Below are 24,565 nucleotides of genomic sequence, written 5' to 3' on the forward strand. Positions count from 1 at the left end.
GCAGATGATGCGAAACGACTTGTCCGGTCTTGATCAGTTCGATCAGGCCATCCTCACGGCGCTGGCCGAGGATGGTCGCATTTCGGTAGCAGATCTTGCGCGCAAGATCGGCTTGTCGAAGTCCCCGACACAAGCACGACTCAAGCGGCTTGAGGCGGACGGGATCATCACAGGATACCGGGCCATGCTTGATCCGATCCGTTTGGGCCTTGATCATGTTGCCTTTGTCGAAGTGCGTCTGACGGATACACGCGAAAAGGCGCTGGCTGAGTTTAACGCGGCTGTGCGTAAGGTTGCCGAGATTGAACAGGCCCACATGATCGCGTCAAACTTCGATTACCTGCTCAAAATACGTACCCGTTCGATGTCGGAATACCGCACTGTTCTGGCCGAAAAAATCTCATCCCTGCCGCATGTTGCGAATACCTCTACTTTCGTGGCGATGGAGGCGGTGAAAGAAACGGGGTTACTCGCCCCGCTAGAAAACGGTTGACCTATGGGTTCTGGGGGCCAGGTTAGAGGGGATGAAACTCGCATTTGCCGTTTTCCTTGCCGTCTCTGATGTGCAGGCCACCGCTGACTGCCCGGTCGCACCCGACCATATCTCTGGGATCGACTCTCTGATCGCGCAGGCTCAAGATGCTTCGACCGAGCAAGAAGCGCGAGGCATCTCCGGCCAGATGTGGCAGCTCTGGACCGATGCTCCGGATGCGAGGTCGCAAACCTTGTTGGATCGTGGAATGTCCATGCGCGAAGCCTGGAATTTGGCTGGAGCGTTGGCAGAGTTCGATGCTCTCGTTGCTTACTGTCCTGAATATGCCGAAGGGTACAACCAGCGCGCCTTTGTCAATTACTTGCAGCAGGACTATGGGGCGGCTCTGATTGATCTGGACCGGGCCATAGCGCTCTCGCCGAACCATGTTGCCGCGCTCAGCGGGCGGGCATTGTCGCTGTTGGGGCTGAAGCGCTTGGATGAGGCGCGCGCGGCGCTGAACCATGCACTGGAATTGAATCCCTGGCTATCCGAACGTGCCCTGCTTGCCCCGGGGGGGCTACTTGACCCGCCGGGCGAGGATATCTGAACCAAAGCTGAAAACGCCCCCGAACCCGAGTTCGAGGGCGCTCTCACTCGTTGGACCGGTTTAGCCAACAAGCCCGTTATCGGTACGTTTGATCGCGATCACCGATGAGCGTGGCGTACCGCCATCGGGCCAATTGCTGCCGGGGTGCTGGATGCCCACGAACATGGTACGCAGATCGGTAGACCAGGCCAGGCCGGTGACCTCGCAGCCATTAGGACCGGTCATAAAGCGCACGATCTCGCCGGTGACCGGATCACCAACCAACATCTGGTTATTGCCATTACCAGCGAAATCGTCTTCGTTGTTGTCTTTGCCATCCGTCTGAATCCAGACCAGACCTGTCGAGTCGATCGCCATACCGTCTGGCGAGTTGAACAGGTTGCCCTCATTCACGTTCGCTGACCCAGCGCGGTCGTCCGAATGTACGGTCGGGTTTCCGGCCATGACATATAGGTCCCAATCAAAGCCTGTGGCCGCGTGATCCTCATTCGCAGGGCGCCAGCGCACGATTTGACCGTATTTGTTGGCGTCGCGCGAGTTTGGACCGTTGGCCGAGGTGTCATCCCCACCGGCATTTGGCTTCACGCCGCGGTTCTTGTTGTTGGTCAAACAGCAATAGGCCTCAACCGCAACAGGGCTTGAGGCCACCCATTCCGGGCGGTCCATGGTGGTGCCGCCCACTGCCGAAGCGGCCATACGGGTAAAGATCAGGATCTCGACCGCATCCATACCTGTAGATTCGGGCGTCAAAGGCAGCCATTCACCACTCATGTCGTCGTTAAATTTGGCGACAAAAAGTGTTCCGTCGTTCAGCAGATTTTCGGTGTCGACACCGGGAGCGTAGGCAGCGTTCGAGACGAATTTGTAAAGGTACTCGCCGCGCTCATCGTCGCCCATATAGACCACGACACGACCGTCGGCCGCCAGTGCCACCTCGGCATTTTCGTGCTTGAAGCGGCCCAGACCGGTGTGCTTGACCGGGGTGCTGTCGGGCTTGGTCGGGTCGATTTCAACGATCCAGCCTGCGCGATGTGGTTCGTTAGGGTTTTTCGAGGTGTCAAAGCGTGGATCAAACAACTCGTAACCATTCCAGCTTTCGGCCTTGATGCCATAGCGCTTCATGCCATCTGCGACCTTCTGGTCGTAGCTGGCATTTTCATCAGAGGAGCCGAAGTAACCGTTGAAATTCTCTTCGCAGGTCAAGTAGGTGCCCCAAGGCGTCTTGCCCGAACCACAGTTATTCATCGTACCCAGCGCCGCGGTGCCGGTGGGATCAGATTCGGTCTTCAGCAACTCGTGCCCCGCAGCAGGGCCGGCGATCCTCATCGGCGTATTGTGGTGGATCCGGCGGTTGAAAGGACTGTCCTTTACGGCCACCCAGCCCTCAGGGCCTTCCTTGATCTCCATCACGGTCACGCCCTGAATGTTCTGGAGTTTCAGAACGTCATCTGCGCTGGCAGGCACTCCCTCCTGTGCGGCAGGCAGGTTTATCTTTCGGTTCGGATATTCGTGGTTGATCGCGATCAACTCGTGACCCTGGAATGAAAAGGTTTCCATCCCATCGGTGTTCTCACCAAAGATCTTGTCAGAGTTCTCAACAGAACCGCCATCGGTCAGATCATAACCGTCCGCTTCCGAAAACAGCGGATCACCCCAGCGCATCAGCATCTTCCACTCATAGTGTTCGGGCACGTGGACGGTGCCATCGGTCTGCGCAGGGATCGGGGTGAAGGCAAAGCGCGAAGCTCCAACAGCCTGTGCTGCGGTTGAGGTCAATAGACCTGCACCCATGGCTGCAGCACCCGATCCGAATGCTACAACACCCGCCAGAAATCCGCGGCGAGAGATGGCACTTTCGACGACGCGATCAAAATCGTTTTCCTCGGGGCGAGGGAAGTGCAGCTCATCCCAATCATCGGCGGACATGTTTGTAGGATCGAAGTCTTTCATGGATAGCTCCTGGCTGTCGGAATGCAATTTCGTTCAGCGAGTGTAGGGCGCTCAGATGACAGAAATATAAAAAATTTTATCAAGTAATTTTTACACGTCGTTGGGGGGCAAACCAGTACTGATTTGCCCACGGGTCTGAACAAATTACAACCGCTACATAGGTGAGGACGGCTAGGCAGCTCTCACCTTGCTGCGGCAATAGCAGGATGCGTGAACCGGAACCGTCGCGCGCGCCGCCGCCTGATCCAGCAGGAGTTTGATATGCCGCGCTTCAGTCTCTTCGCCGCGCTGCATCAGACATTCGTGCAAGCCATGAAGACTCCAGATATTGCGCGGATGTTGGCAGGCGCGCGCCAGCGTATCGTCAAGGCCTAGATCGGCGCGGTAGACCGCTTCAGCCTCGTCAAATTGACCAGCCTCCATCAACAACGCGCCCAACGCGTGGCGCGTCGGCTGCATCCACCCCCAGGGTTCGTCATAGACCAAGGCGTCATCCAGTTCGACCGACCGACGTAGATGGGTTAGTCCGCCTTCCTGGTCTCCGGATTTGAAAGCGATCTCACCATCCATCATGGCTTCGCCAATCATCAATACATCCTCGGCTGTATTGTTGAAGACCAGACGGCTTTCCGGCACCGACTTGCGCGCCTCAACAGCCACTTCACGGGCTTGTTTGGCGGCGTCCAGCTGTCCCAGGTTTGCAAGTGCGACCGCGCGTGCCTGTTGAATCGCGGCCGTTGTGTAGCTGTATAGTTCGGCATCTTCGGGCAGTGGTTCATCCAGAATTTCCTGCCACATGCCAAATCGGACCATGACATGGACCTTCTTGCCATAGAAAGATTCAAACAGGTCTGGGAAGAACCGGATCACATTGTCAGGCAGCATCCGCATCAGCTCTTCCGATGCAGCGAGTGCCTTTTCAGGCTGCCCAAGGAACATGGCGCCGTAGGCTTCGAAATGCACATTGTGGACACGATAGACGGTATAAAAGTTCTCACCTCCTGCCATCGCTTCGTATTTCTGATCAACGGCTGCGGCTCGATGATTGCGCCAGACGACATTCTGATAGTCACCGCAAAGGACATCGATATGCGTGGCCATATGCACCAGGTGTCCGCTATCTGGGACCAAATCGACCAGCCGATCCCCATGTCGCAGGGCCTTTTCGGGTGTAGGCGACATCTCCATCAGATGGATATACATATGCAGCAGCCCTGGGTGGTCCCAAGCGCTAGGCAGGGTATCAAACGCTGTTTCCAATACGGTCTGTGCCTCTTTGGTCGAAGCCCCTTCGGCAGGTATCCCTTTCTTCAAATCCCAAAGCTGCCATGGGGAGCGGTTCATCAAAGCCTCGGCAAATACGGATGAGACCTCAAGATCGTCTGGATTGTTTGAATAGACCTCACGCATTGAATCCGCGAACGCGTCATTCCAAGGTGTGTAATCCTCGATCTCGGGGTCCGAAGGGAAACGATGTGATATCGCTTCGATCAAAGCGGCCTCGGCCTGCGTAGATGTTTTGCGCAAAGCCATAGCCGCCTCGATTGACTGTTGGGCTTTCTCGAGCGTTGCGACTTTTTCATCGGGCTCAAAAAACTCCCACGGCTTGTTGTAGTTGGGGCCAATGGCATAGGCGACACCCCAATGAGCCATGCCACATTTCGGGTCATAGGTCAGTGCTTGTTCGAAGCAGGCGGCTGCAGCTTCATGATTATATCCGAACAACCAGACCAGACCCTGGTCGAATAGTTCCTGAGCTTTATCGGATGAAGTTGTTATGGCACGACTATACGTGCCGAGGTCAAATTCGGTCATCAATCAATCCCCCGTGTGATATCCGCCGAGGAAGAGCGAGCAGCGCCTGTCGGCGGATGTCTGAAGGATAGCACATTTTGAGCGAGGCTTTGGGGGCACTAAGAATAGCGTCTGAAAATGCGTGTATCGAAATGATTTCGCTTCTTGGCGATCGTGAGTGCATGGAATACTCAGCGTCCGTGCTGAGAGGGCGTTGTGTAGTGGTAAGATATTAGCCTTCCAAGCTGATGTAATATGTTTCCAAGACATTCCTGTTTTTGCCAAATGGTTAATTATATGTATTTCTTTTATTGATGCTCGTTCCTTGAGTATCTTTGTGTTTCAATTCACTTCCGACAAAAAGCTGACAAAATGCTAAAACTTACTGAGACCTTTGCGCGCAAGGTTCCGCAGACAAAAACTGGCACCGCCAAGCACTGGGACAGCGAGATTAAAGGGCTCGTTCTTTTCGTTCGGAAGAAGTCAAAGACTTGGTATTTTCAGAAGGGTGTTGGAGGTCAGACCCGGCGGGTTCCGATTGGGCGGCATCCGATGATTTCGGCAGATGCAGCACGTCAAACAGCCTTAGGTTTTGCGCTGGATTGGGGCAGAGGGGCCGGAAAGAAAATCCAGATTGGGGCGCCAACCCTTGCCGAAGCGATGGAGGCTTATCTGGCGCGCCCCAATCCTCGTTCGGAAGCTCACAAACAAGGTCTTCGACAACAAGTCGAACGACACCTGAAAGATTGGCTTCGTCTGTAGTTAGATGACATCACGAAGCGAATGGTTGTTGAGAAGCACCAATCGATGGCGGCAACGCCATCAACAGCTAACCATACACTCAAATACTTCCGAACTGTTTGGAACCATGCTCGTCGTGTACATGAGTCGCCAGAATGCCCAACGCTGGCCATTGAATGGTTTGAGGAAACTCCCGACAGTTCGGTTATCGACGATTTCATTGCCTGGAGACAGACCATAGAAATCTTACATAATCCAATCCACTGGGTGTTCTAAGAGCTGTTTTTGTTTACAGGATTGAGAAAAGCCGAAGCACTGACTTTGGAGTGGCGCAATGTACACGAGGACTATATTCACCTGCCAATGACCAAGAACGGTCGTAGCTTTGATCTACCAATCTTACAATTGCATCATGAGATACTGGCTCCGATGCGTGGACTGAGCCGCAGATGGGTTTTCCCTTCGCCCAAATCTCCAACAGGTCATCTCAGCGGCCCCGCAAGAATGGGGTGGTCACCACATACCCATCGCCGCACATTTGCAACGGTGGCAATGGAGGCGGGTGTACTTGAGGGGATTGTGGGACGATTGCTCAACCATACACCCCTTTCGATCGCAGGGCAGCGTTACGTGAAGCCTTCGCTGGCGGCACTCAGGCCAGCCATGGAAGCTGTTTGTCGGGAATTGGATCTGAAGGTTGGAAGGAACTCGATGGATTGTAATGACTAAGCGAGATTGGATTTGGCCAGTAGACCCCGAGTTATTCGAACTTGATATGCCTGAACAAATACTTTTCCTGGAATTTCGTTGGTGCCGGCCAATATGAGCGAACGAATGCTACTAACGTTCACCTCGTCGGTAGGGTGCCATCAACGCTGCGGGTACTTCCGCTCTGCGGGCGACAAGGACGAGCGCAACGATCGAAAGTACATACGGCGCCATAAGGAACAACTGATATGGCACCCCCTCAACCGTTGTCTGCAATCGCAGTTGGTATGCATCGAAGAAAGCGAACAACATCGCGCCAATCAGAGCCTTACCGGGCCGCCAGCCAGCGAAGACTACCAATGCAATGCAGATCCAACCGCGCCCCTGCACCATGCCCGGGAAAAAGCTGTTGAACGCCGTTGTGGTCAGGAAGGCCCCGCCCACCGCCATCAAAGCCGACCCGACAACAACTGCGCCGATACGGATACGGATCGGGTTCAGCCCCTGCGCCTCAACCGCATGAGGGTTCTCACCGGTCATACGAATGGCCAACCCCAACGGCGTGCGGGCAAGAACATAGGCCATCACAGCCACCGCAGTGAGCGCCAGATAGGTCGGCAAAGCTTGGGAAAACAGGATCGGTCCCAAAACGGGAATATCTGACAGGACAGGAATATCGAGCGGCTTAAAAGCCTCGATCGTGGGGGGAAGATCTCCTACCTCAACAAGCAACCTGTACAGGTAATAGGCTAAAGCGGATGCAAACAACGTTATGCCCAGCCCTGAGACGTGTTGCGAAAGCCCAAGTGGAACTGTCAATATGGCATGAAGCAATCCCATCATCGCGCCGCAAACCGCTGCAAAAATGAGGCCTACAAGCAATGGTGCGCCCATGTAAACGACAAGCCAACCGCTCATCGCCCCCATGGTCATGATCCCCTCGATTCCCAGATTGAGCACGCCCGAACGTTCGCAAAGCAACGCGCCAAGAACACCAAATATGAGCGGTGTCGCAATACGCAGCACGGAAGCCCAAAGACTGGTATTCAGCAGCAGATCAATTGCATCACTCATCGGCGCACCCGGTAGGTTGTGAAAAGAAGGGCCACGATCATGGTGAGCAGGCACAGCGCTACAATCACATCGGCAATGAAACTGGGAACACCCATCGCACGGCTCATGGCGTCGGCCCCAACAAAGACGGTGGCGACGAAAACAGCGGCAGCGACCACTCCAGCCGGATGCAAAGCGGCGAGCATCGCGACAACAATGCCTGCATAACCAAATCCGGGGCTCATAGTTGTGGTGACACCCGCAGTGACCCCCATGACTTCGACAGACCCGGCAAGCCCTGCCAAAGCGCCCGAAAGCAGGGCTACACCCATGATCGTTTGGGGCAAAGAAATTCCGGCAAAGGCAGCGGCACTGGCGTTTAAGCCTGCGGCGCGTGTTTCAGCACCAAAAACAGTACGCGCAAGGATCAGCCAAACAGCACCTGCTGCAGCGATAGCAACAAGCAACCCGATATGAAGACGTGTACGGGGGATCAGATCCGGAAGGCGGTAATCCCCGTCTACGGGCACCGAAGAGGGCCACCCAAAGGCCAGCGGATCGCGCATAGGACCCTCAATCATGAGGCCAACGAAAAGGATGACGATGAAGTTGAGCAGCAGGGTTGTCACCACCTCATCTACGCCGAAACGCAAGCGTAAAAAGGCAGGTCCAGCCAACAGGGCCGCTCCCGCCACCATGCCTGCCAACATCAAGATCGGAACACCGATCCACCCTGGAACCCCGAGTGAATGACCGATCCAAGCGGTGATCAGCGCCCCAACAAAGAACTGTCCCTCGCCCCCGATGTTCCAAAGCCGCGCTCGGAAGGCGACAGCAGCGGCGAGCCCCGTAAAGACAAGCGGAGTAGCGCGGGTCAGCATCTCGGCGATGGAAAGGCGCGAGCCGAATGCGCCATTCACCATTTCGCCATAAGCCGTTAGCGGATTTACATCAGCAGCAGCGATGAGACCTGCGGCCAAAAGCAATGCAGTTAAGATCGCGGCCAGTGGCGCAATGATCGCAAGGTGCAGCGGCACATGCGAGCGTCGTTCAAGCCGCATCATCATTTTCCTTCCAGACACCTGCCATCATTAGGCCAAGGCGTTGTGGGTCGGCTTCATCAGCCGATATCGGTTCTGACAAGCGACCTTTTACGATGGCCTGTATTCGGTCTGACAAGGCCACAGCTTCTTCCAGTTCTTCCGAAATGAGCAGGATCGCGGCACCTTCGGCCCGTGCTGCCAAAAGCTCGGCATGAACCGAAGCAATTGCCCCTTCATCAAGACCTCGCGTCGGCTGGTTTGCGAGCACAAATCGCGGCCCGTTGGTCAGGACCCGACCAAGGATCAGCTTTTGCATATTACCCCCGGACAATAGCCGCGTTCGCGTATCAGGAGCGGCGCCTCGGATATCGAAACGTTCGATCAAGCCCGAAGTGTATTCGCGAGCCGCGCGTTGCCGAACGAAGCCCCTACGCGAAAATTCCGGTGTGCGCAGCCGTTCAAGCACCGCGTTTTCCCACAGGCTCAACTCACCCACGACACCTTCTGCGTGCCGGTCTTCCGGCACCCGACCTGCGCCAGCGCGGATCATGCCGCGCGGCCCCAGATGGCCGATATCCTCGTCCAGCAGTGTCAATCTTCCGGCAATTGGGTGAACCAACCCAGACAGCAATCCACCAAGCGAAGCCTGCCCATTGCCTGAAACACCGACGATACCAAGGATCTCACCAGCATGGACGGTGAATGACACTTCATCCAGCCGTACCTCACCGCCCTCTTCCACGCGCACATTGTTAGCAACCAGAACCGGCGCGCCGATCTCGTGGTCATGACGTACAGGCCGTTCCACCTTGCGGCCAACCATCAGTTCCGCCAATTCTTCAGGTGTGGTTTCAGGTGTATTGCGTTCTGCGACCATCTCACCGCCACGAAGCACCGCAACACGGTCAGAGGCTGCCATGACCTCATGCAGCTTGTGGCTAATGAAGATAAGCGAGAGGCCCTCTTTCGTCATATCGCGCAGCGTCTCGAACAGGCGCATCGCCTCGGGCCGGGCCAGAACGGCAGTAGGTTCATCCAAGATCAGTATGCGCGCGTCGCGATAGAGCGCTTTGAGAATTTCGACGCGCTGGCGCTCACCCACGGACAGTGACCTGACCTTGGCTTCGGGGTTCACAGGCAGGCCGAACCGCTCTGCGATTTGCAACAATTTCTTACGCGCCTCACTCCGGGCAGAACGTGCGCGCGTCAGGGGTTCGGAACCAAGCATAACGTTTTCCAGAACCGAGAGGTTGCCCGCAAGCGTGAAGTGCTGGTGTACCATCCCCACACCTACCTCGATCGCTGCGCGCGGCAGGCCCGGGGGCAGCTCTTTTCCAAATACCCTGACCGAGCCTTCATCGGCTGCGTAATGGCCGAACAGGATATTCATCAGCGTCGTCTTACCCGCTCCATTTTCACCCAACAGCGCAAGGATTTCCCCTTCCTCCAGTGTGAGGGTCACATCATCGTTGGCGGTAAGCGCACCAAAACGCTTGGTAATGCCGTGTAGTTCCAGAACTTTGGTCATGCGGGCAACCCTGCGATTGGGTACGGAAAAGGAATTGCGGGCGCGCGGGCCTCGATCACTGCACCAAGTTTCAGCAACGCGAAATCAGCACCGGGTGGACCGACCAGCTGAACACCAAGCGGTAAGCCGTTAGCCATGCCAAAAGGCAACGCCAAAGCAGGCAGGCCCGCGACATTGGCAATTGCCGCGTTCGGGGCAAAAGCCTCCAGCTGCGCCATGTGTTTATCGGGAGCAGTGCCAGACAGGTCCAAAGCACCAACTACAGGCGGCGCAGACGAAAGGACCGGCATCAGGATGGCATCAGCAGACCTGAAAAGTTTGTTAGCGCGATTTGTCAGACGTGCGAGCTGTCGTGAGGCCGCAAAAAGCGTTGTTGCAGGTGTTGCCCGACCCTCGGCAGCCATGGCCGCGGCAAGCGGTGGAACCTTATCATCGGGGATCCTGAGCGCTGTCAGCCACTCGGCCAACGAAACAGCCAGTATGGTTCGCGCAATTGCATGAGCTTCGGTCCCCAGCCGGTCGGGGGCGCGAACTTCATACACCTCACAACCTGAATCGCGCAGCGCGTCTGCAGCAGCTTTCGCGGCCTGGCACTGGACTGCTCCGCAACGCTCTGGCAATGCCACTGCGACACGGGGGCGTTCCGGCAGATGGACCGGGGCCATGGGCTGGGCTACCGCGTCAAAGGCGGTCTTCACATCGCGTACTGACCGCGCCAGGACCAATTCAGACGCGATCCCCATCAGGTGATTGGCGAAATCAGGGCCACCGGGCACCGCACCACGAGAAGGCTTGAGTCCGGTCAATCCACAGCAAGCAGCGGGTACCCTGATAGACCCGGCTGCATCCGTGGCATGCGCAATGGCAACGATTCCCGCAGCAACTGCCGCCGCGGCACCACCGGATGAACCACCGGGCGTCAGCGAGGAATTCCATGGGTTGCAAGTCGCAGCCATGCCATCAGGCTCGCATGTCAGGGATAGGCCAAACGGAGGTGTTGCAGTCAGGCCGAAAGGGATGAGTCCGGTCTGGCGGAGACCTTGCAGCAGATGGCTGTCATTCTCGGGTTTGCACCCCTGAGCACGGATTGCCGAGGACCCCGCCGTCGCAGGAAGATCTTTGGCAAAACCACCAAGATCTTTTACCAAGAACGGAACCCCGTGAAATGGTCCGCGTTGGTCTGGCGGCAATGCGTCTGCCGCCTTTGCCCCGGCGCGCGCCATATCTTCGTCCAGATAAACCACGGCCCCCAAATCCGCCCGTTCGTAGCAGGCGGCAAGACCGGCTTCCATCACGTCGTAGGCAGCGATCTGCCCCGCCGAAATGGCAGCTGCAAGAGCCGTGGCATCGGTCACCTCAAAACCCTCGGGATCAGGAGGGTTCGCTTTCGTCAATCGGCACGTCCCATTCGCCGGATTGGATCGCGGCTTGTTTGGCCTCCATCCCAGGTATGGCGTCGGCAGGTACTTCGTCGGCGACATAAATCAGCTCATTGCCGCCATGGGCCATAAAGGAATATTCCGTGTAATTGCGCCCGGTTGGATTGCCGGCCTGAACATCAGCCACGATTGCCTCAATGGTAGGACCGTAGTTCCAGATCGCATTGGCAAAGACCGTGCCTGGGTAGCGCGGCGTATAATCGATAAGCGAACCGATGGCCTTAACACCCCGCGCTTGGGCCGCATCCGCGGTACCAATGCGTTCGCCAAACAGGATATCCGCACCCGCATCGATCTGGGCAATCGCAGCTTCCTGCGCACGGGCCGGATCAAACCACGCACCTATAAAGCCATTGACGAATGTGGCGTCCGGGTTCACTTCACTCACACCCATGCGGAAGGCGTTAATCAGCAGGTTCACCTCAGGGATCGGATAGCCACCGACCGAGCCATAAACGTTGCTTTCTGACATTTGGCCCGCGAGCATCCCGGCAAGATAGGCTGCCTCGTGATTACGGGTCCCAAAGACACCAAAGTTGTCACCTTCCGGCCCGCCGGAAGACCCCATCAGAAACGCAGTGTCGGGGTAATCACCCGCCACTTCGCGTGCTTCGCGTTCCACGGCGTAGGACTCACCCCAAATGATTTGCGCACCACCTTCGGCATATTCACGCATCGCGCGGGGATAGTCAGTCGGAGCCACACCCTCTGAGAACTCATACTCGATCAAACCAGCATCGGCAGCCTCCTGCATCGCCACATGGATACGGCTGTTCCATGCGTTTTCAACCGGAGACATATGCACGCCGGCGACTCGGGTCGCTGATTGTGCATTCACGCGGCGGACATATGCCGGCAGGGCCAGCGTGGCCGCAGCGCCGACCATCAGTTGACGGCGGGTTGTAGTGAGTTTCATTGGTAGATCCTCTTCTGGTGGTGGCAATTGTTCTTGTTATTAAGCTTCGTGAATATTGGGCCTGGGCGCATAATCGGCAGGGTCCAGGGTCGTGGGGCGACCGGGCAACGAAAGCGCGGCCATTCGGGGTTCTGTGCGGGCCAGCACCTTTCCGTTTTTGATGACGGCAAGGCGGGTGGCTTTCATGCGAACAGCTTCAATCGGGTCACGCGCTTGCAGTACAACCAAATTGGCAGGGCCGCCCTTGCGGATTGTGGGATCAGGCAGGCCCATAGCCTTGGCGCCGTTCTGGGTGACGGATGTAAAAGCCCACTCCATCGCCTCTCGGGATGTCATGGGCACTGCATGTACGCCCATATGGGCCACTTCCAACATGTCGGCAGACCCAAGCGAATACCATGGATCCATTGTGCAATCTTGCCCGAAGGCGACGTTTACACCTGCCGCGCGCAGCTCTGGCACTCGGGTCAGCCCCCGACGGCGCGGATAGGTGTCCGAGCGACCTTGCAACGTTATGTTGATGAGCGGGTTGGGCACCACGTTCATGCCGCTTTCCGCAATCAGAGGAATAAGCTTCGAGGCATAATAATTATCATAGGAATGCATTGCCGTGACATGGCTTGCTGTAACTCGCCCGCCAAGCCCAAGGCGCGTGGTCTCATAGGCCAAGGATTCCACGTGTCGCGACATTGGATCGTCGCTTTCATCGCAATGCAAATCCAGCATCAGGCCACGGTCCACCGCTATCTCGGCCAGTCTCCTGACCGACCGGGCACCTTCCGACATCGTACGCTCAAAATGCGGGATGCCACCTACCACGTCGACACCCATATCAAGGGCTTGGATCAAGTTTTCTTCCGCATTTTTTGTTCGGTAAAGACCATCTTGCGGGAATGCTACCAGTTGCAGATCAATATAGGGGGCGACCTGCTTGCGGACCTCCAACAGTGCTTCAACGCCAACCAAAGGTGCGGATGAAACATCCACATGCGAACGGATAGCCAATAACCCTTGCGATACGGCAAGGTCGCAATATCGCATGGCACGGTCAATCACTGCTTCAGGTGTCAGCAGGGGCTTCAGCTCACCCCAAAGCGCAATGCCTTCCAATAGTGTCCCCGAGACGTTCATGCGAGGCGATCCAAGGCTCAGGGTCGCATCCATATGGAAGTGTGGGTCGGTAAAGGGGGGTGAAACCAAGCGCCCAGCCGCATCGATTTCTTCGCCCGCGTTAGCCTCGATCTTGGTGGCAATTTCTGCGACGCGGTCACCCTTGATCGCAATATCCAGCGGCCCTCGGCCATCTGGCAGGTGGGCTTGTCTGATGATAATGTCGAGCATTCATCCTCCCCCAAATTTGACCACATGGTAAAAGCATTCTGATAAAATGCTATATATTTTTGAGTTTTTCAGAAGCCAGCGCATCGGATAGTCTGACGCAATTCGGATGCCTGTGGACGCGAGACCGTGAGGCGTCGATCGAATACAAACAACTGCAAGGCGGAATACGGACGCAGCAATTCATCGTATCAATGGATGACGGCTATGGGCCGTTTGGATAAGTCGTGGAGAACTGGGCAGGCACTTGTGCTGCTTCAGCACCGAGGTCTGCAGTGAGCCCAAAACAGACAACTTGAAAAGGCAATTTCAGGTTTGAAAACCAACCACCCAGAGCTAGCCTACATTGAATTAGGTAAGAAGAGTACAAGCCAAGGAAAAATGACGATTATCAGCAGTCGAAGGATATCCACTAGCCAGAAAGGGGTGACGCCTCGAAAAATTATTGATGTAGGGACATCCTTGACGACACCTTTTAGTACAAAGACATTCAAACCGACGGGCGGGGTGATCAGGCTGATCTCGGTGACTACGACGACGACAATACCAAACCAAACCGGATCAAACCCGAGACTGGTCACTACCGGAAAGAAGATGGGCACCGTAAGCAGCAGCATCGACAAGCTTTCAAAAACGCAACCAAGAAGAACGTAGACCAGCAGGATCAACACAATGACCAGTGTTGGCGATAGCCCCTGGGAAAGAACGAAGTTGCTAAGTGCCTCGGGCAGCCCCGCAAGATTGACAAAGTTCGAGAATATCCACGCCCCGATCAAGACCGCAAATAGCGTGGCCGCTGTCTGCACAGTTTCGATCAACACCTCCATGGTCGATGAAAAACTCAAGGCTCTTCTGGACAATGCAATCAGGAAAGCGCCAGCGGCCCCCATTCCTGCAGCCTCGGTCGGGGAAAACGTTATGAAGAAGGGCCAGACATCCAACACTCCGTAGAGCCCGCCAATCACAAGGAAGAACAGTAGCAGCACTGCCCAGATATCCCTGAGCGACAAAAGCCGCTCTCGCCAGGAAACCCATTCGCCCGCTGGTCCGGCGTCAGGGTCCCGGGTCACCGAGAACCTGACGGCCACAAGATAAAGCAAAACGCCTAGCAACCCTGGAACAACACCGGCGATAAAGAGCTTTCCGATGCTTGTTTCCGTCAGCAGGCCATAGATGACCAGGATTACCGAGGGTGGTATCAGGATGCCCAAGGTGCCGCCCGCCGCGATTGAGGCTGTCGCCAAACTGTCTGAATACCTGTATTTTCGCATCTCGGGCATGGCGACCTTCGACATTGTCGCCGCAGTGGCGAGGGAAGAACCGCAGATAGCCGAGAAGCCAGCGCATGCCACGATCGTCGCCATAGCCAATCCACCGCGCATATGGCCGAGAAATGCGTAGGACGCACGATATAGCTCTTTGGAAAGGCCGCCCTTGTTCACGAAGAGACCCATCAGGATAAAGAGAGGCACCACCGACAACCCGTAATCCTGAGCCGTGTCAATTATCAGTCGGCCCACCATCGAGATAGCAGCGCGAAACCCGCGTAACTCCACAAAACCCAGGAAGCCAACAAGCCCCATGGCTATGGCAATGGGCATGCGTAAGAAAACGAGAACCAAGACCGCTCCCAGCCCCAATAGCGACAGAGTCATTCGGAGACCTCTGATTTAAGGAACAGGCGCACAACACTGCGCGCAAGAAAGGCAAGTGCGGTCAGCGCAACAAAGATCGAGATAAACCACCCGACATAAAATTGTGGCAGCTTCAGGTATTCTGTAACGTCACCATACTGACGCGACCGTTCCGCAAGTTCCCAAACCCGTATTGCTGGCCATATCAGAACGATCCCGCAGATTGCATCGATCAGACTATCGCGCAACTGGGCCATTCGTGCGCTGAAGAAAGGGTCAAGCAGGTCCACAACAATGTTCTCACCCTTCCAAGACACCAGAGGTAATGCAGAAAATACGATGACCGCCATAAAAAGCCGGGTCAGTTCGGTCGCACTTTCGATAGGATTGTTGAAAGCGCTCCGAAAAACCACGTCCAGAAATGTCATGCACATCAGCACGAATAAGGTGCCCGCTGCGATCCATGTAGGCAGATTGAGAACAACGTACCAGGGATCGCGCAGCTTCAGTCTCTGAATGTCAGCCATGCCTGCCTCGCAAAATTGCGGGCCCTAAGCCAGGGCCCGCAGAGTTTCTTATTGTGGTTCAGTTGCCTGTCATCTGCTCGGCAATAAAGGCTTGCACCGTCGCCGCGTCAATTCCCTTGTCAGACACCTCGGCCAGAACGCTTTCGATGATTGGACCCGTCATTTCGTTCCAGGCTGCGACGTCAGCTTCGCTGGCTTCCGTCCAGGAATTGCCCTCGTTGCCGTCAATGGTTTCGATGCCGATCTGGTCAATCTCGTCCCACATGCGCCCGGCCACCTGAGAAAGCGCTTCGCCTGCTATTGTATCCAAAGCAGCACGATCTTCATCTGACAAGCTGTCGTATTTGTCCTGGTTCATCACGATTGCAAACGAACCGCGATAAAAACCGCCGGGTACAGAATAACTGTGCGGGGCAACTTCAAACAGCTTGAAGCCTGCGCGGGCTTCCATGGGCATCATGACACCGTCGGCCGCCTTGGACGCCAATGTTTCATAAACTTTCGGTGCTGGTACCCGGATTCCGGTGGCACCGAGCGCTGCGCCCACGTCCCCAGAAACCCCGCCACCAAGTCGCAGCTTCATGCCAGAAATATCGTCCAGCGATGTCACCTTGGTTTCGGAATGCAGGATGCCGGGACCGTGAGTCATCATGGCAAGGACCTTTACCCCGTCATGTTCGTTTGCCGTGGCAAGATACTCTTCATATGCCCGCCAATAGGCCACCGATGCGGCCTCGGCGTTGCCTTCGTAGCCAGGCAGTTCGATCATTTTGGATGCCACAAAGCGCCCGGGATTGTAGCCGTGAAAAATCCACGTGACATCGGCCACCCCGTCGAGAATAAGGTCGAACTGCGCTGGCGGCGCCCCCAATCCGTATTTCACCTCTGCGCTCACACGACCATCTGAGGCTTCTTCGAGCATTTTCGTGAATTCAGGCCAGAGCTTGGCGTTCATGCCATGCGTTGGCGGCGCCCATGATGAGATTGTAAGAACAGTATCCGCAGCCCAAGCTGCGCCGACCGTCAACGAAATTCCAAAGCTCAGCACCGTAGATCTGATGAGATGTTTCATGATTCCTCCCGGTTTTTCCTAAACCTACCGCTTCCGAGGAATTGCTTACTGTGCTTTAGATCTTTTTGTCCGCTTGGCGGACAGGTGCACCTTTTACCACTTTTACCATTTGCGCCGCGATCTGATTGGCCAATTCCTTCATCGGGCTCGCATAACGATTGATTGCTTCTGTCATGGAAAACGCACTGGCGATCCAAATGATCGACAGGCATCCCAGAACGCGATCCTCACAGATGATTGGAACCGCCAAACTGGATGTGTCGGGTCGAAAAGTGCGCGAACTGCGCGTAGCGTATCCTTGTTTGCGATATTGAACCAGACGCGAGGCGATCCAGCTTTCCAGCAAAAACCGCTCGTCCTCGGGGTCGTTATTGTTGCGCAGCAGGTCCAGAATGATTCTTCTTTCCTTGTCTTCCAGAAAGGCCAAAAAGGCGCGCCCGGCCGACGACCTTAGTATAGGCAGGGACAGTCCGGCCATGTTCCGATCAATCGAGAACGGGCTGCGCCAGTGCGTTGTTTCTTCGATGACCATGTGCAGATCTCGATAAACCGAAAGATCAAGCGGCCATGAATGCACATCGGTGAATTCCGCAATGCCTGGGGCCGCGACACGGCAAATGTGCGAGTGCGCAGCATAGTTGTCGCCCAAGCCGGAGGCGCGCGGCGAAACTCTGACCCGAGTGTCGGACGCCGACATCAGAATGTACCCTGCTTCCTCAAGAGTGTGGAGCAACCGATAGACAGTTGGTCTCGGCACGCCAATCGCGGTAGCGATTTCGGCAGGCTTTGCCGAACCCTGACTGTTCACGAACCGCAACAAGTCCAGACCGCGTAGCAAGGCACGAATGTTGGGTTGGTTGTCTGCCACCATCCTCATCCTTCAGACCGTCCTGTTGCATATTCTCAGGCGGCGACGACCTTTTGGTCAATAGCCCCAAAAACTGACTGCCCTGAGGGGTCGTGCATCTCGAATCTGACGGTATCTCCAGGCTCCATGAAACGCGTCTCCGCCCTGCCATCGGCAATGATTTCGATCATCCGCTTTTCGGCCAGACATGACGACCCGACACGCTCGTGATCAGTGTTCGACACCGTGCCCGATCCGATGATAGTGCCTGCGCGCAATTCTCTGGTCTTTGCGGCATGCGCAATCAATTGGGCGAAATCAAAATTCAAGTCATTGCCAGCTGGCACCCTGCCAAAGGTTCTGCCGTTGTAAACGGTTTCGAGCGGCAGAGTAACTTTTGCTCCGGTCCAGTATTCACCCAGTTCATCCGGAGTTACGCAAACAGGCGAAAACGCACTTGCAGGTTTCGACTGGTAAAAGCCAAACCCCTTGACCAGTTCAGGTTTCATAACATTGCGCAACGAGACATCATTGCACAGCATGATCAGTTTGATATGGCCAACCGCCGCCTCGGTAGAACATCCGATAGGCACGTCATCGGTAACCACGGCAATCTCGCCCTCAAAATCCAGTCCCCAGTCCACGTCAATGCAGGGAATGTCATCGGTCGGTGCCAAAAAATAGTCACCGCCCCCCTGATACATCAGTGGATCCGTCTCAGCTCCGGGGGGGATGTCAGCCCCGCGGGCTTTGCGTACCAGGCGCATATGGCTGAGATATGCACTTCCGTCGGCCCATTGATACGATCTCGGCAACGGACTGGCCAATTGGTCCACGTCATAGGCCATAGTCTCGATCTCATTTTGTTCGACCAACTCCGAGATCTTTTTCAGCGCGCTGGCTGAACTTTCCCAGGTTTCGATCGCTTGCTGCAAAGTTTGCGCAACTGATGCCGCAGATGCCATTCTGGTCAGGTCTTTTGACACGACGACAAGTGATCCATCACGACCACCGGATTTAAGTGATGCCAGTTTCATATCTATCTTTCTTTTTTTTCCGCTTAAAAAGGGACAGGGCTTGTTCTGGAAGCTCCAGAAGGGTTTCCGCGACAGCCGCGACGTACCGGTCGGGTCGCACCCAGACGACATTTGCTCCAATATCTGTCAGCACGGCGTCCAGCTGGGGATGATCGCGCGCATTCAGTGCTACAGCATCATCGCTGCATTCCGGCAATGAGGCGCGGCTGACAAGAAGGTGCTTGTGTCCAACAGCATCGTCCAGCCTCTGTCCGTCGGTATCAAGATGCACTTGGGGAAAGGGACGCCCGACATAAGGGTTGTTTGTCTGCACCTGCATCAGTGCGCTCTGACCAAGCTTGGGCGCAATAGATCGCATGGCACCTGAACGCGAACCGTCTGCAAGTTTCAAGGCACTTTCCCGATCAAGCGAGTTGATCAGGCCGCCCAGACGAACCGCAGTTTCAATATAGCTGTGTGCGTGGGGCTGTCGTTCATCCTGATAGCTGTCAAAGAGCATCTCTTCATCGCCGCCATTGAGTGCTTTGACGAGCTTCCATGCCAAATTCGCGGCGTCTCGAATGCCGGTGCACATTCCTTGGCCCATGAAGGGTGGCGTCAGGTGGGCGGCATCTCCGGCAATCACAACCGGTCCCTTTCGCCAGATTTTCGCGACCTGTGAACGGAACGTATAGACAGCACTGCGCTCAATCTCGGCATCGTCAGGCGTAATCCACCGTGATAGCAGATCCCAGAGACGCGAATGTTCCATTATTTCGGCGTCGGTTTCACCGTCCAAAACCATGATTTCCCAGCGGCGGCGAATACCGGGGGCCCGGCAATAAGTCATCGGTCGGTCCGGGTTGCAGAATTGAATGGAATGATCGCCAAGCTCTGGCATTGGACGTTTGAGACGCAAATCGACAACCAGCCAGCGTTCTTCAAACCCCAGATCTTCCATTTCGCCGCCGATCCAGCGACGCACGGACGAATTGGCCCCGTCGCAGCCAACAACGTATCGAGCTTCAAAGGTGGACTTGCAGTCGTTTGTCTTATCCAGTGCGGTTAACTCTACGCCATTCCCTGTGGGTTCAAGATTTATTACGTTGTGAAGTTCCAGCGTGGTGGCCGTCGGGGAACGCGCCAGTTCGGCTCTCAACAGCGTTTCGAGATCAGGCTGATGCAACCTGTAGCTTGCGTGCCACCCATGTTTCGTAACGCTCTGTGGTCTTGGCCAGTCCAGCAGCAACTCATTGTTTTCATCGACGAACTTCATGCCCGGGTTGATGTGCACCAGCTTATAAAGCGCGTCAGCTATCCCGACGGTCTGGAAAACGCGCATCACTTCGTCATCGAAGTGCACGGCGCGGGGCAGATGGTACATCTGGGCCTCGCGGTCCAGAACCACAACCGAAACACCGCTTTTGGTCAGGAGGTTGGCAAGTGTCGCTCCGGTAGGACCGAACCCGATAATCGCAACGTCATACATCGCTCAAACCTCAGGGACTTGTCCGTAGAGCCACGGGCAATTCACAACGCTAGGTGCCCGGTGCCCCGCGGCTGCGGTTGCCAGTCGCTTATCCCGAAATGCGGCGCGTTCCTGTTCGTTCAGGTACAGCCGTTCGTGGCCCCAAAAGCTGGGCCCGACATTTGTTTCGCAAGGCTCCCAGGTGGATGGGTCGATGATCCTCCCGCCCCAACCGCTTTCCACGAAAAAGCCCGACGGCGTATGGGCATAAAAGCTTGTCATGTAATCATTTGTGTGCCGCCCCAATGTATAGGCGATTTCGGCAAGACCATTCTGTGCCAGATCATACCCCTGACCCACGTCGTCTAGATTGTCGTATTCCACCATGAAGTGATGAAACCCTGCCTGCCCCGACCCGACGATTGCAAAACTATGATGCCGGCCGTTGACATGAAAGAAATAGAGAGGAATGGGTCGCAACCCATAATCGCTTAAATGAAAGCCAAGTACGTCGCGGTAAAAAGGTACAAGCGCTTCGGCGTTGGACACGTGCAAAACAGCGTGCCCCATGCCATATGGGCCGGTCTTGAATCCCTCGATGGGTCGACCCGGGATAAAGGGTTCTGTTGTTTTCTCCGGCTTCCAGACGAACTCAAGCCGATTCCCGGCAGGATCGACACATGTAATGATTTCAGCCACATAGCGGCGATCGGCCAGTCCGCGATCCCCCGGGGTCACATTGTGTCCCGCCGCCTCCAGTTTAGTGGCAAGCCTTTCCAGGTCAGACTTCTCGCCAACCTCCCATCCGATGTAGGCCAGGGTATCGCCGGGCTCGTCTGATATGATCAACCGCTGGTGCTGATCATCCATCCGAAACGCCGTATTGCGACCCCCGCGATCCAAAACCTGCATGCCCAGCATATTGCCAGCGAACTGCCGCCAATCGTCTGGTTTGTTGGAACGAATACCGATGTAGCTTAGCGCGGTGATCATACTAATCTTCTCCCGAAGATATTGCTTCCCCAATTCATGGTAATAAGCATGCCACAAAATACTTTTGTCCATCAGGCGGACAAGAGGGACAGCAACGTTCTACCTAGCTGGCTCCATTAGTTTGGATGCTCGTTTTAGACTACCAATAAATTACAGCTCAGAAGAGGCAAACCGTGCTCTGGCGTAGTGGAGTAAGGCTCTTCTAACTTGGAGCGAATATCGCTGACGGCCACTGCAATTAGAGATGGATAAATAATTTTCCCGCCGCCCAAAAAAGTTCGAACGCCTTCGGCGATGAAGTTCCCTTCATTTCACCCGAAGCACACGGCGGTTTTGTCCCGCGCCTCTCATATTCTCGGACCTCGAGATTTCGCTATCGCGGCGAATGGCCGCAAAGCGGCCTGCGACCCCAGAAATTTAGGCGGGAGGCGAATTTCACTTATGGGCCGCTCCTCATCGGTTCAAGACAGCCCGAACGGCAGGATGCCGCGGTCGCTCCGATGGCGGCATAGAGCCCTTCTCGACAGTTGCTGCGTGGTGCGTGTACGACCGGTTCCCTGTGTACGTCACCACGTTCATCAGGATGTTTTTGGAGCATAGCTTCCGTCTTTGCGATGTACTTCGCGCCCGCTGAGTGGCGGATTGAATACGCAGACCAGTCGCAGATGAACCTCTGTCGCACGCACCAAATGTCGGTCGTGTTGATCCAAAGCGTAGAGGGTAAATGGCTCAAGGGAATGCCAGGTTTCATTTTCAGACGCTCGGATCTGCCCCTTGCCCTCGATACAGTAACACGCCTCTAGATGATGGGTGTACTCCAGCTCAAGCACAGTGCCTTCTTTAATTATCGTATCTGTCAGCGAAAACCCCATTCCATCAGAGGCGAGCAGCAACCTTCTGCTGTTCCAACCCGGACCGGAAACGTCCCGATCTGTATCAAGGATATCTTTGAGAGCTTTAACAATCATACTTCACCGCCTTTTTGCTATCGGACCGCGCGGTTCATCCCGCCATCAGATAGTATACTCTGACCATTTATGTATCGGGCACCCTCGCTGGTGAGAAACACACAAGCCTGCCCAATTTCTTCGAATGTTGCCGGTCGCTGAGCGGGGGTCTCCTGGCGGGCCTGTGTGGAGAGTTTCACATTCTCGCAGAACCCAGGTAGCAGGTTGTTCATGCGAATATTGTGCCGTGCATAACGATCACCATACAGCTTTGAGAAACCGTGCAGCGCGCCGCGCAACATGCTCATGGGATACGGTGCACGTGGCTCAATCGTGTTCATGGACGAGATGTTTACGAAAGCGCCGCCGCCTTGTTCAATCAGGATGGGCGTAACGATACGGGCAATATTGACGACGTTCAGGACGTACATGTCCAGACTTTCGTGCCACAACTCATCGCTGAGCTCCAAAAGCGGCCCGTCAAAGTCCGGATCGAAACCTACAGTTTTGATGGACTCTGGCACCGTGCCACCGTGACCCATGTTGCTGACGATGGCATCAATTCTACCATACCTGCTCATGGTGTCGTCGATCATCGCTTGCAAATCGTCGACATCTAAGACAGAGCCACGACGGCCAACGCCCCCAAGCTCCTCCGCCAGCTCAACCGAGCGATTGGACGGCGACATCAGCGAAACCTTGTAGCCAGCCTTAGCCATTTCAATGGCGCAGCCTCGGCCAATGCCTTGTCCGGCACCTGTCATCAGCGCGACTTTGACTTCGGGCATCGTATCCCCTTTCTTTAGGCGCATCATATGTGAGAATTATTGCGTTGAAGTCAGTGTACCTCCTTAGAACTCGGCGAACCTATCGAGTTTTCAGAATATTGCTGTTAGGTTTTCTCACATGTCGGGAAACCTTAGACACCTTCGTGCACTTCAGGCCTTTGATGAAACCGCAACCCACTCCAGCTTATCTAAGGCAGCGGATGCTCTGAACGTTACACACGGCGCGATCAGTAGGCAGATTAAGTTGCTGGAACAGCATCTTGGCGTGACGCTCTTTCATCGCCGCCCCAATGGCGTTGAACTGACGCAAGCCGGTGAACGCCTGTATCAATCTACACGAGGGGCATTTTCGGCACTGCAGTTGGGCGTATCGGAGGTGAAGCGATTGCGTCACCGACAGTCGATTACAGTGTCTCTTTCCACTTCGCTAGCGCTAAAATGGCTTGTGCCACAGCTCAGTTCGTTTAAGCGAGAGCATCCTGGTATCGCGTTGTTGCTAGACACAAACGATGCCTTTGCCGATTTCGATACCTCCGAGGTCGATGTCGCCCTGCGCTTCGGGAGACCCGGTTGGGATAGGCTGTTTTATGAACAGATCAGACACGAGGAATTGGTTGTCGTGGCCGCGCCCTCCCTTGTCGGGAAAATACAGCTACCGATGCGTGCCGAAGATGTGGTTGCCCTCCCACTCCTGCAGGACGCGTTCAATGTCGGGTGGGAAAACTGGGCTGCGCAGGTTGGTTTGAGCGCTGATCGGATCAACGCGCAGAGTATCAAGTACGTGGACAGCGCTGTTTTACTGGAGGCGGCAATTGACGGGGAAGGTGTTACATTGGCAAGACATTTATTGGCGGCTAATGACCTGGAACTTGGGCGCTTGATCCGTCTGGATGCAAGCTGTGTTCCATTAGAGCGAGGGCTCTACTTTGTCTGCCGCTCGGGCGATCAGGAGCGAGTCACATTGAGAGTTTTCAAGAAATGGCTCATGTCACTTTAGCTCTGGGTTCCAATCGAAGCCCGAGGAAAGCGGACATTGGCTCGCGCGCTGCATAGGTCCGTTTTGTCCGCATGTCGTATGTTCAGGCAGCCTTCGATTTTGCGCTCGCAGCGAACGGCAGGTTCGACGGGCCGCGCCGCAGCATGGAGTCAACGGGCTGAGGGTCCGGTTCGGGCCGTCCTCGAAAGCTTCGGCACGACCCAATATCGCCAATGCTGCAATTGTTCCCGCGGCAATAGAGAGCCCAGATTGACCGATGCTGCGCTCGGTTCCAAAGTCCGTTATCCCACAGAACTCGGTCTTTCGTCAGGCAATCGGTGTGAAGTCCATCGTCCAGTTGGTTTCCCAAGTGGCTCCATCATCAGTCGAGAAAGCTTGTTCCCATCGCGGAACCGCTCCTTTTTTCCAAAGAAACCTGACGATGAGGGGCTGCCCATTCAACACGTCATGCGCGCGAAATTCACCGATATCTCCTGTGAATGCACCCTTACCGTCCGCCACGGCACCTGTTGTCGCCAAGGTCACGGTATCCGCCCCGTGCAACCCAAGGGGCACAAAGTAGTGGCCCAATTTTAGGGGGCAAAGACACTAGGTTTAGGCTGAATATAGCAGCCCACATTGATAGTGTTTGCTTCGGCTTCAGTTCTTTAGCTTTACACTCACTGTGTTCTTGAGTGTCAATGG

General features: G+C 55.4%; 21 protein-coding genes and 1 pseudogene. 4 read left to right on the plus strand and 18 right to left on the minus strand.

Annotated features, from left to right (window positions below; translation table 11 throughout):
- Positions 1–7 precede the first annotated feature (7 nt).
- A complete protein-coding gene (locus ACR0MQ_RS04910) occupies positions 8–493 on the plus strand; it encodes an Lrp/AsnC ligand binding domain-containing protein (protein ID WP_170772488.1) in 486 nt (161 codons plus the stop codon).
- Between the two features lie 31 nt (positions 494–524).
- Positions 525–1,082: a tetratricopeptide repeat protein gene (locus tag ACR0MQ_RS04915; RefSeq protein ID WP_170772486.1), complete on the plus strand. Its 558-nt coding sequence runs from the start codon at positions 525–527 to the stop codon at positions 1,080–1,082.
- A gap of 60 nt (positions 1,083–1,142) precedes the next feature.
- On the opposite strand, the gene ACR0MQ_RS04920 is transcribed toward ACR0MQ_RS04915, so the two are convergent.
- Together ACR0MQ_RS04920 and ACR0MQ_RS04925 are read right to left on the minus strand one after the other, a co-directional pair.
- A complete protein-coding gene (locus tag ACR0MQ_RS04920; protein ID WP_170772484.1) occupies positions 1,143–3,032 on the minus strand; it encodes a PhoX family protein in 1,890 nt (629 codons plus the stop codon).
- A gap of 171 nt (positions 3,033–3,203) precedes the next feature.
- Positions 3,204–4,847, minus strand: a complete 1,644-nt coding sequence (locus ACR0MQ_RS04925; RefSeq protein WP_170772482.1) for a hypothetical protein — start codon at positions 4,845–4,847, stop codon at positions 3,204–3,206.
- Positions 4,848–5,198: 351 nt separating this feature from the next.
- Between ACR0MQ_RS04925 and ACR0MQ_RS04930 the strand changes: the two are divergent.
- Positions 5,199–6,296, plus strand: a pseudogene (locus ACR0MQ_RS04930) (tyrosine-type recombinase/integrase).
- A 111-nt stretch (positions 6,297–6,407) separates the two neighbouring features.
- On the opposite strand, the gene ACR0MQ_RS04935 reads toward ACR0MQ_RS04930, so the two are convergent.
- The 15 genes from ACR0MQ_RS04935 to ACR0MQ_RS05005 form a co-directional block, all read right to left on the minus strand.
- Positions 6,408–7,349: an ABC transporter permease gene (locus ACR0MQ_RS04935; protein ID WP_170542746.1), complete on the minus strand. Its 942-nt coding sequence runs from the start codon at positions 7,347–7,349 to the stop codon at positions 6,408–6,410.
- Complete coding sequence (locus tag ACR0MQ_RS04940; protein ID WP_170772480.1) at positions 7,346–8,389, minus strand: ABC transporter permease; 1,044 nt, start codon at positions 8,387–8,389, stop codon at positions 7,346–7,348. Before ACR0MQ_RS04940 ends, ACR0MQ_RS04935 begins: the two co-directional genes overlap by 4 nt.
- A complete protein-coding gene (locus tag ACR0MQ_RS04945) occupies positions 8,379–9,899 on the minus strand; it encodes an ABC transporter ATP-binding protein (RefSeq protein ID WP_480606364.1) in 1,521 nt (506 codons plus the stop codon). The genes ACR0MQ_RS04940 and ACR0MQ_RS04945 overlap by 11 nt, the downstream gene beginning before the upstream one ends.
- The gene (locus ACR0MQ_RS04950; protein ID WP_480606367.1) at positions 9,896–11,293 is read right to left on the minus strand and encodes an amidase; all 1,398 of its coding nucleotides are present in this window, start codon (positions 11,291–11,293) and stop codon (positions 9,896–9,898) included. The genes ACR0MQ_RS04945 and ACR0MQ_RS04950 overlap by 4 nt, the downstream gene beginning before the upstream one ends.
- On the minus strand, positions 11,271–12,254 hold the full coding sequence (locus tag ACR0MQ_RS04955; RefSeq protein ID WP_170472737.1) for a BMP family protein: 984 nt from the start codon (positions 12,252–12,254) through the stop codon (positions 11,271–11,273). The genes ACR0MQ_RS04950 and ACR0MQ_RS04955 overlap by 23 nt, the downstream gene beginning before the upstream one ends.
- A 39-nt stretch (positions 12,255–12,293) precedes the next feature.
- Complete coding sequence (locus ACR0MQ_RS04960; RefSeq protein ID WP_480606370.1) at positions 12,294–13,595, minus strand: amidohydrolase family protein; 1,302 nt, start codon at positions 13,593–13,595, stop codon at positions 12,294–12,296.
- 338 nt (positions 13,596–13,933) lie between these two features.
- The gene (locus ACR0MQ_RS04965) at positions 13,934–15,247 is read right to left on the minus strand and encodes a TRAP transporter large permease (protein WP_170472731.1); all 1,314 of its coding nucleotides are present in this window, start codon (positions 15,245–15,247) and stop codon (positions 13,934–13,936) included.
- Positions 15,244–15,753, minus strand: a complete 510-nt coding sequence (locus ACR0MQ_RS04970) for a TRAP transporter small permease (RefSeq protein ID WP_170772471.1) — start codon at positions 15,751–15,753, stop codon at positions 15,244–15,246. The genes ACR0MQ_RS04965 and ACR0MQ_RS04970 overlap by 4 nt, the downstream gene beginning before the upstream one ends.
- 58 nt (positions 15,754–15,811) lie before the next feature.
- Positions 15,812–16,825: a TRAP transporter substrate-binding protein gene (locus ACR0MQ_RS04975; protein ID WP_170542737.1), complete on the minus strand. Its 1,014-nt coding sequence runs from the start codon at positions 16,823–16,825 to the stop codon at positions 15,812–15,814.
- A gap of 55 nt (positions 16,826–16,880) precedes the next feature.
- Entirely contained in the window at positions 16,881–17,696 is an 816-nt protein-coding gene (locus tag ACR0MQ_RS04980) for a DNA-binding transcriptional regulator (RefSeq protein WP_170772817.1), read from the minus strand.
- A 32-nt stretch (positions 17,697–17,728) separates the two neighbouring features.
- The gene (locus tag ACR0MQ_RS04985; RefSeq protein WP_480606375.1) at positions 17,729–18,709 is read right to left on the minus strand and encodes a fumarylacetoacetate hydrolase family protein; all 981 of its coding nucleotides are present in this window, start codon (positions 18,707–18,709) and stop codon (positions 17,729–17,731) included.
- Positions 18,690–20,177, minus strand: coding sequence for a bifunctional 3-(3-hydroxy-phenyl)propionate/3-hydroxycinnamic acid hydroxylase MhpA (mhpA, locus tag ACR0MQ_RS04990; protein WP_170772467.1), 1,488 nt, complete (start codon positions 20,175–20,177; stop codon positions 18,690–18,692). The genes ACR0MQ_RS04985 and mhpA overlap by 20 nt, the downstream gene beginning before the upstream one ends.
- 3 nt (positions 20,178–20,180) lie before the next feature.
- Positions 20,181–21,149 (minus strand): VOC family protein, encoded by a 969-nt coding sequence (locus ACR0MQ_RS04995; RefSeq protein WP_480606378.1) that lies wholly within the window; start codon positions 21,147–21,149, stop codon positions 20,181–20,183.
- 578 nt (positions 21,150–21,727) lie between these two features.
- Positions 21,728–22,117, minus strand: a complete 390-nt coding sequence (locus ACR0MQ_RS05000) for an ectoine synthase (protein WP_170772463.1) — start codon at positions 22,115–22,117, stop codon at positions 21,728–21,730.
- Positions 22,118–22,134: 17 nt separating this feature from the next.
- On the minus strand, positions 22,135–22,884 hold the full coding sequence (locus tag ACR0MQ_RS05005) for an SDR family oxidoreductase (protein WP_480606381.1): 750 nt from the start codon (positions 22,882–22,884) through the stop codon (positions 22,135–22,137).
- 118 nt (positions 22,885–23,002) lie between these two features.
- Here ACR0MQ_RS05005 and ACR0MQ_RS05010 point away from each other — a divergent pair, with 118 nt between their 5' ends.
- A complete protein-coding gene (locus tag ACR0MQ_RS05010) occupies positions 23,003–23,881 on the plus strand; it encodes a LysR substrate-binding domain-containing protein (RefSeq protein ID WP_480606384.1) in 879 nt (292 codons plus the stop codon).
- A gap of 306 nt (positions 23,882–24,187) precedes the next feature.
- On the opposite strand, the gene ACR0MQ_RS05015 is transcribed toward ACR0MQ_RS05010, so the two are convergent.
- Entirely contained in the window at positions 24,188–24,406 is a 219-nt protein-coding gene (locus ACR0MQ_RS05015; RefSeq protein ID WP_480606387.1) for a hypothetical protein, read from the minus strand.
- Positions 24,407–24,565 lie beyond the last annotated feature (159 nt).

The sequence above is a fragment of the Ruegeria sp. AN6 genome (assembly GCF_056540425.1).

Coding starts and splice junctions, on each gene's coding strand:
- ACR0MQ_RS05010 (WP_480606384.1), top strand. CDS start 23,003: ATGTCGGGAAACCTTAGACACCTTCGTGCACTTCAGGCCTTTGATGAA.
- mhpA (WP_170772467.1), bottom strand. CDS start 20,177: ATGTATGACGTTGCGATTATCGGGTTCGGTCCTACCGGAGCGACACTT.
- ACR0MQ_RS05005 (WP_480606381.1), bottom strand. CDS start 22,884: ATGCCCGAAGTCAAAGTCGCGCTGATGACAGGTGCCGGACAAGGCATT.
- ACR0MQ_RS04965 (WP_170472731.1), bottom strand. CDS start 15,247: ATGACTCTGTCGCTATTGGGGCTGGGAGCGGTCTTGGTTCTCGTTTTC.
- ACR0MQ_RS04910 (WP_170772488.1), top strand. CDS start 8: ATGCGAAACGACTTGTCCGGTCTTGATCAGTTCGATCAGGCCATCCTC.
- ACR0MQ_RS04975 (WP_170542737.1), bottom strand. CDS start 16,825: ATGAAACATCTCATCAGATCTACGGTGCTGAGCTTTGGAATTTCGTTG.
- ACR0MQ_RS04915 (WP_170772486.1), top strand. CDS start 525: ATGAAACTCGCATTTGCCGTTTTCCTTGCCGTCTCTGATGTGCAGGCC.
- ACR0MQ_RS04935 (WP_170542746.1), bottom strand. CDS start 7,349: ATGAGTGATGCAATTGATCTGCTGCTGAATACCAGTCTTTGGGCTTCC.
- ACR0MQ_RS04945 (WP_480606364.1), bottom strand. CDS start 9,899: ATGACCAAAGTTCTGGAACTACACGGCATTACCAAGCGTTTTGGTGCG.
- ACR0MQ_RS04920 (WP_170772484.1), bottom strand. CDS start 3,032: ATGAAAGACTTCGATCCTACAAACATGTCCGCCGATGATTGGGATGAG.
- ACR0MQ_RS04995 (WP_480606378.1), bottom strand. CDS start 21,149: ATGATCACCGCGCTAAGCTACATCGGTATTCGTTCCAACAAACCAGAC.
- ACR0MQ_RS04925 (WP_170772482.1), bottom strand. CDS start 4,847: ATGACCGAATTTGACCTCGGCACGTATAGTCGTGCCATAACAACTTCA.
- ACR0MQ_RS04960 (WP_480606370.1), bottom strand. CDS start 13,595: ATGCTCGACATTATCATCAGACAAGCCCACCTGCCAGATGGCCGAGGG.
- ACR0MQ_RS05000 (WP_170772463.1), bottom strand. CDS start 22,117: ATGATTGTTAAAGCTCTCAAAGATATCCTTGATACAGATCGGGACGTT.
- ACR0MQ_RS04955 (WP_170472737.1), bottom strand. CDS start 12,254: ATGAAACTCACTACAACCCGCCGTCAACTGATGGTCGGCGCTGCGGCC.
- ACR0MQ_RS04985 (WP_480606375.1), bottom strand. CDS start 18,709: ATGAAACTGGCATCACTTAAATCCGGTGGTCGTGATGGATCACTTGTC.
- ACR0MQ_RS04940 (WP_170772480.1), bottom strand. CDS start 8,389: ATGCGGCTTGAACGACGCTCGCATGTGCCGCTGCACCTTGCGATCATT.
- ACR0MQ_RS04980 (WP_170772817.1), bottom strand. CDS start 17,696: ATGGTGGCAGACAACCAACCCAACATTCGTGCCTTGCTACGCGGTCTG.
- ACR0MQ_RS04970 (WP_170772471.1), bottom strand. CDS start 15,753: ATGGCTGACATTCAGAGACTGAAGCTGCGCGATCCCTGGTACGTTGTT.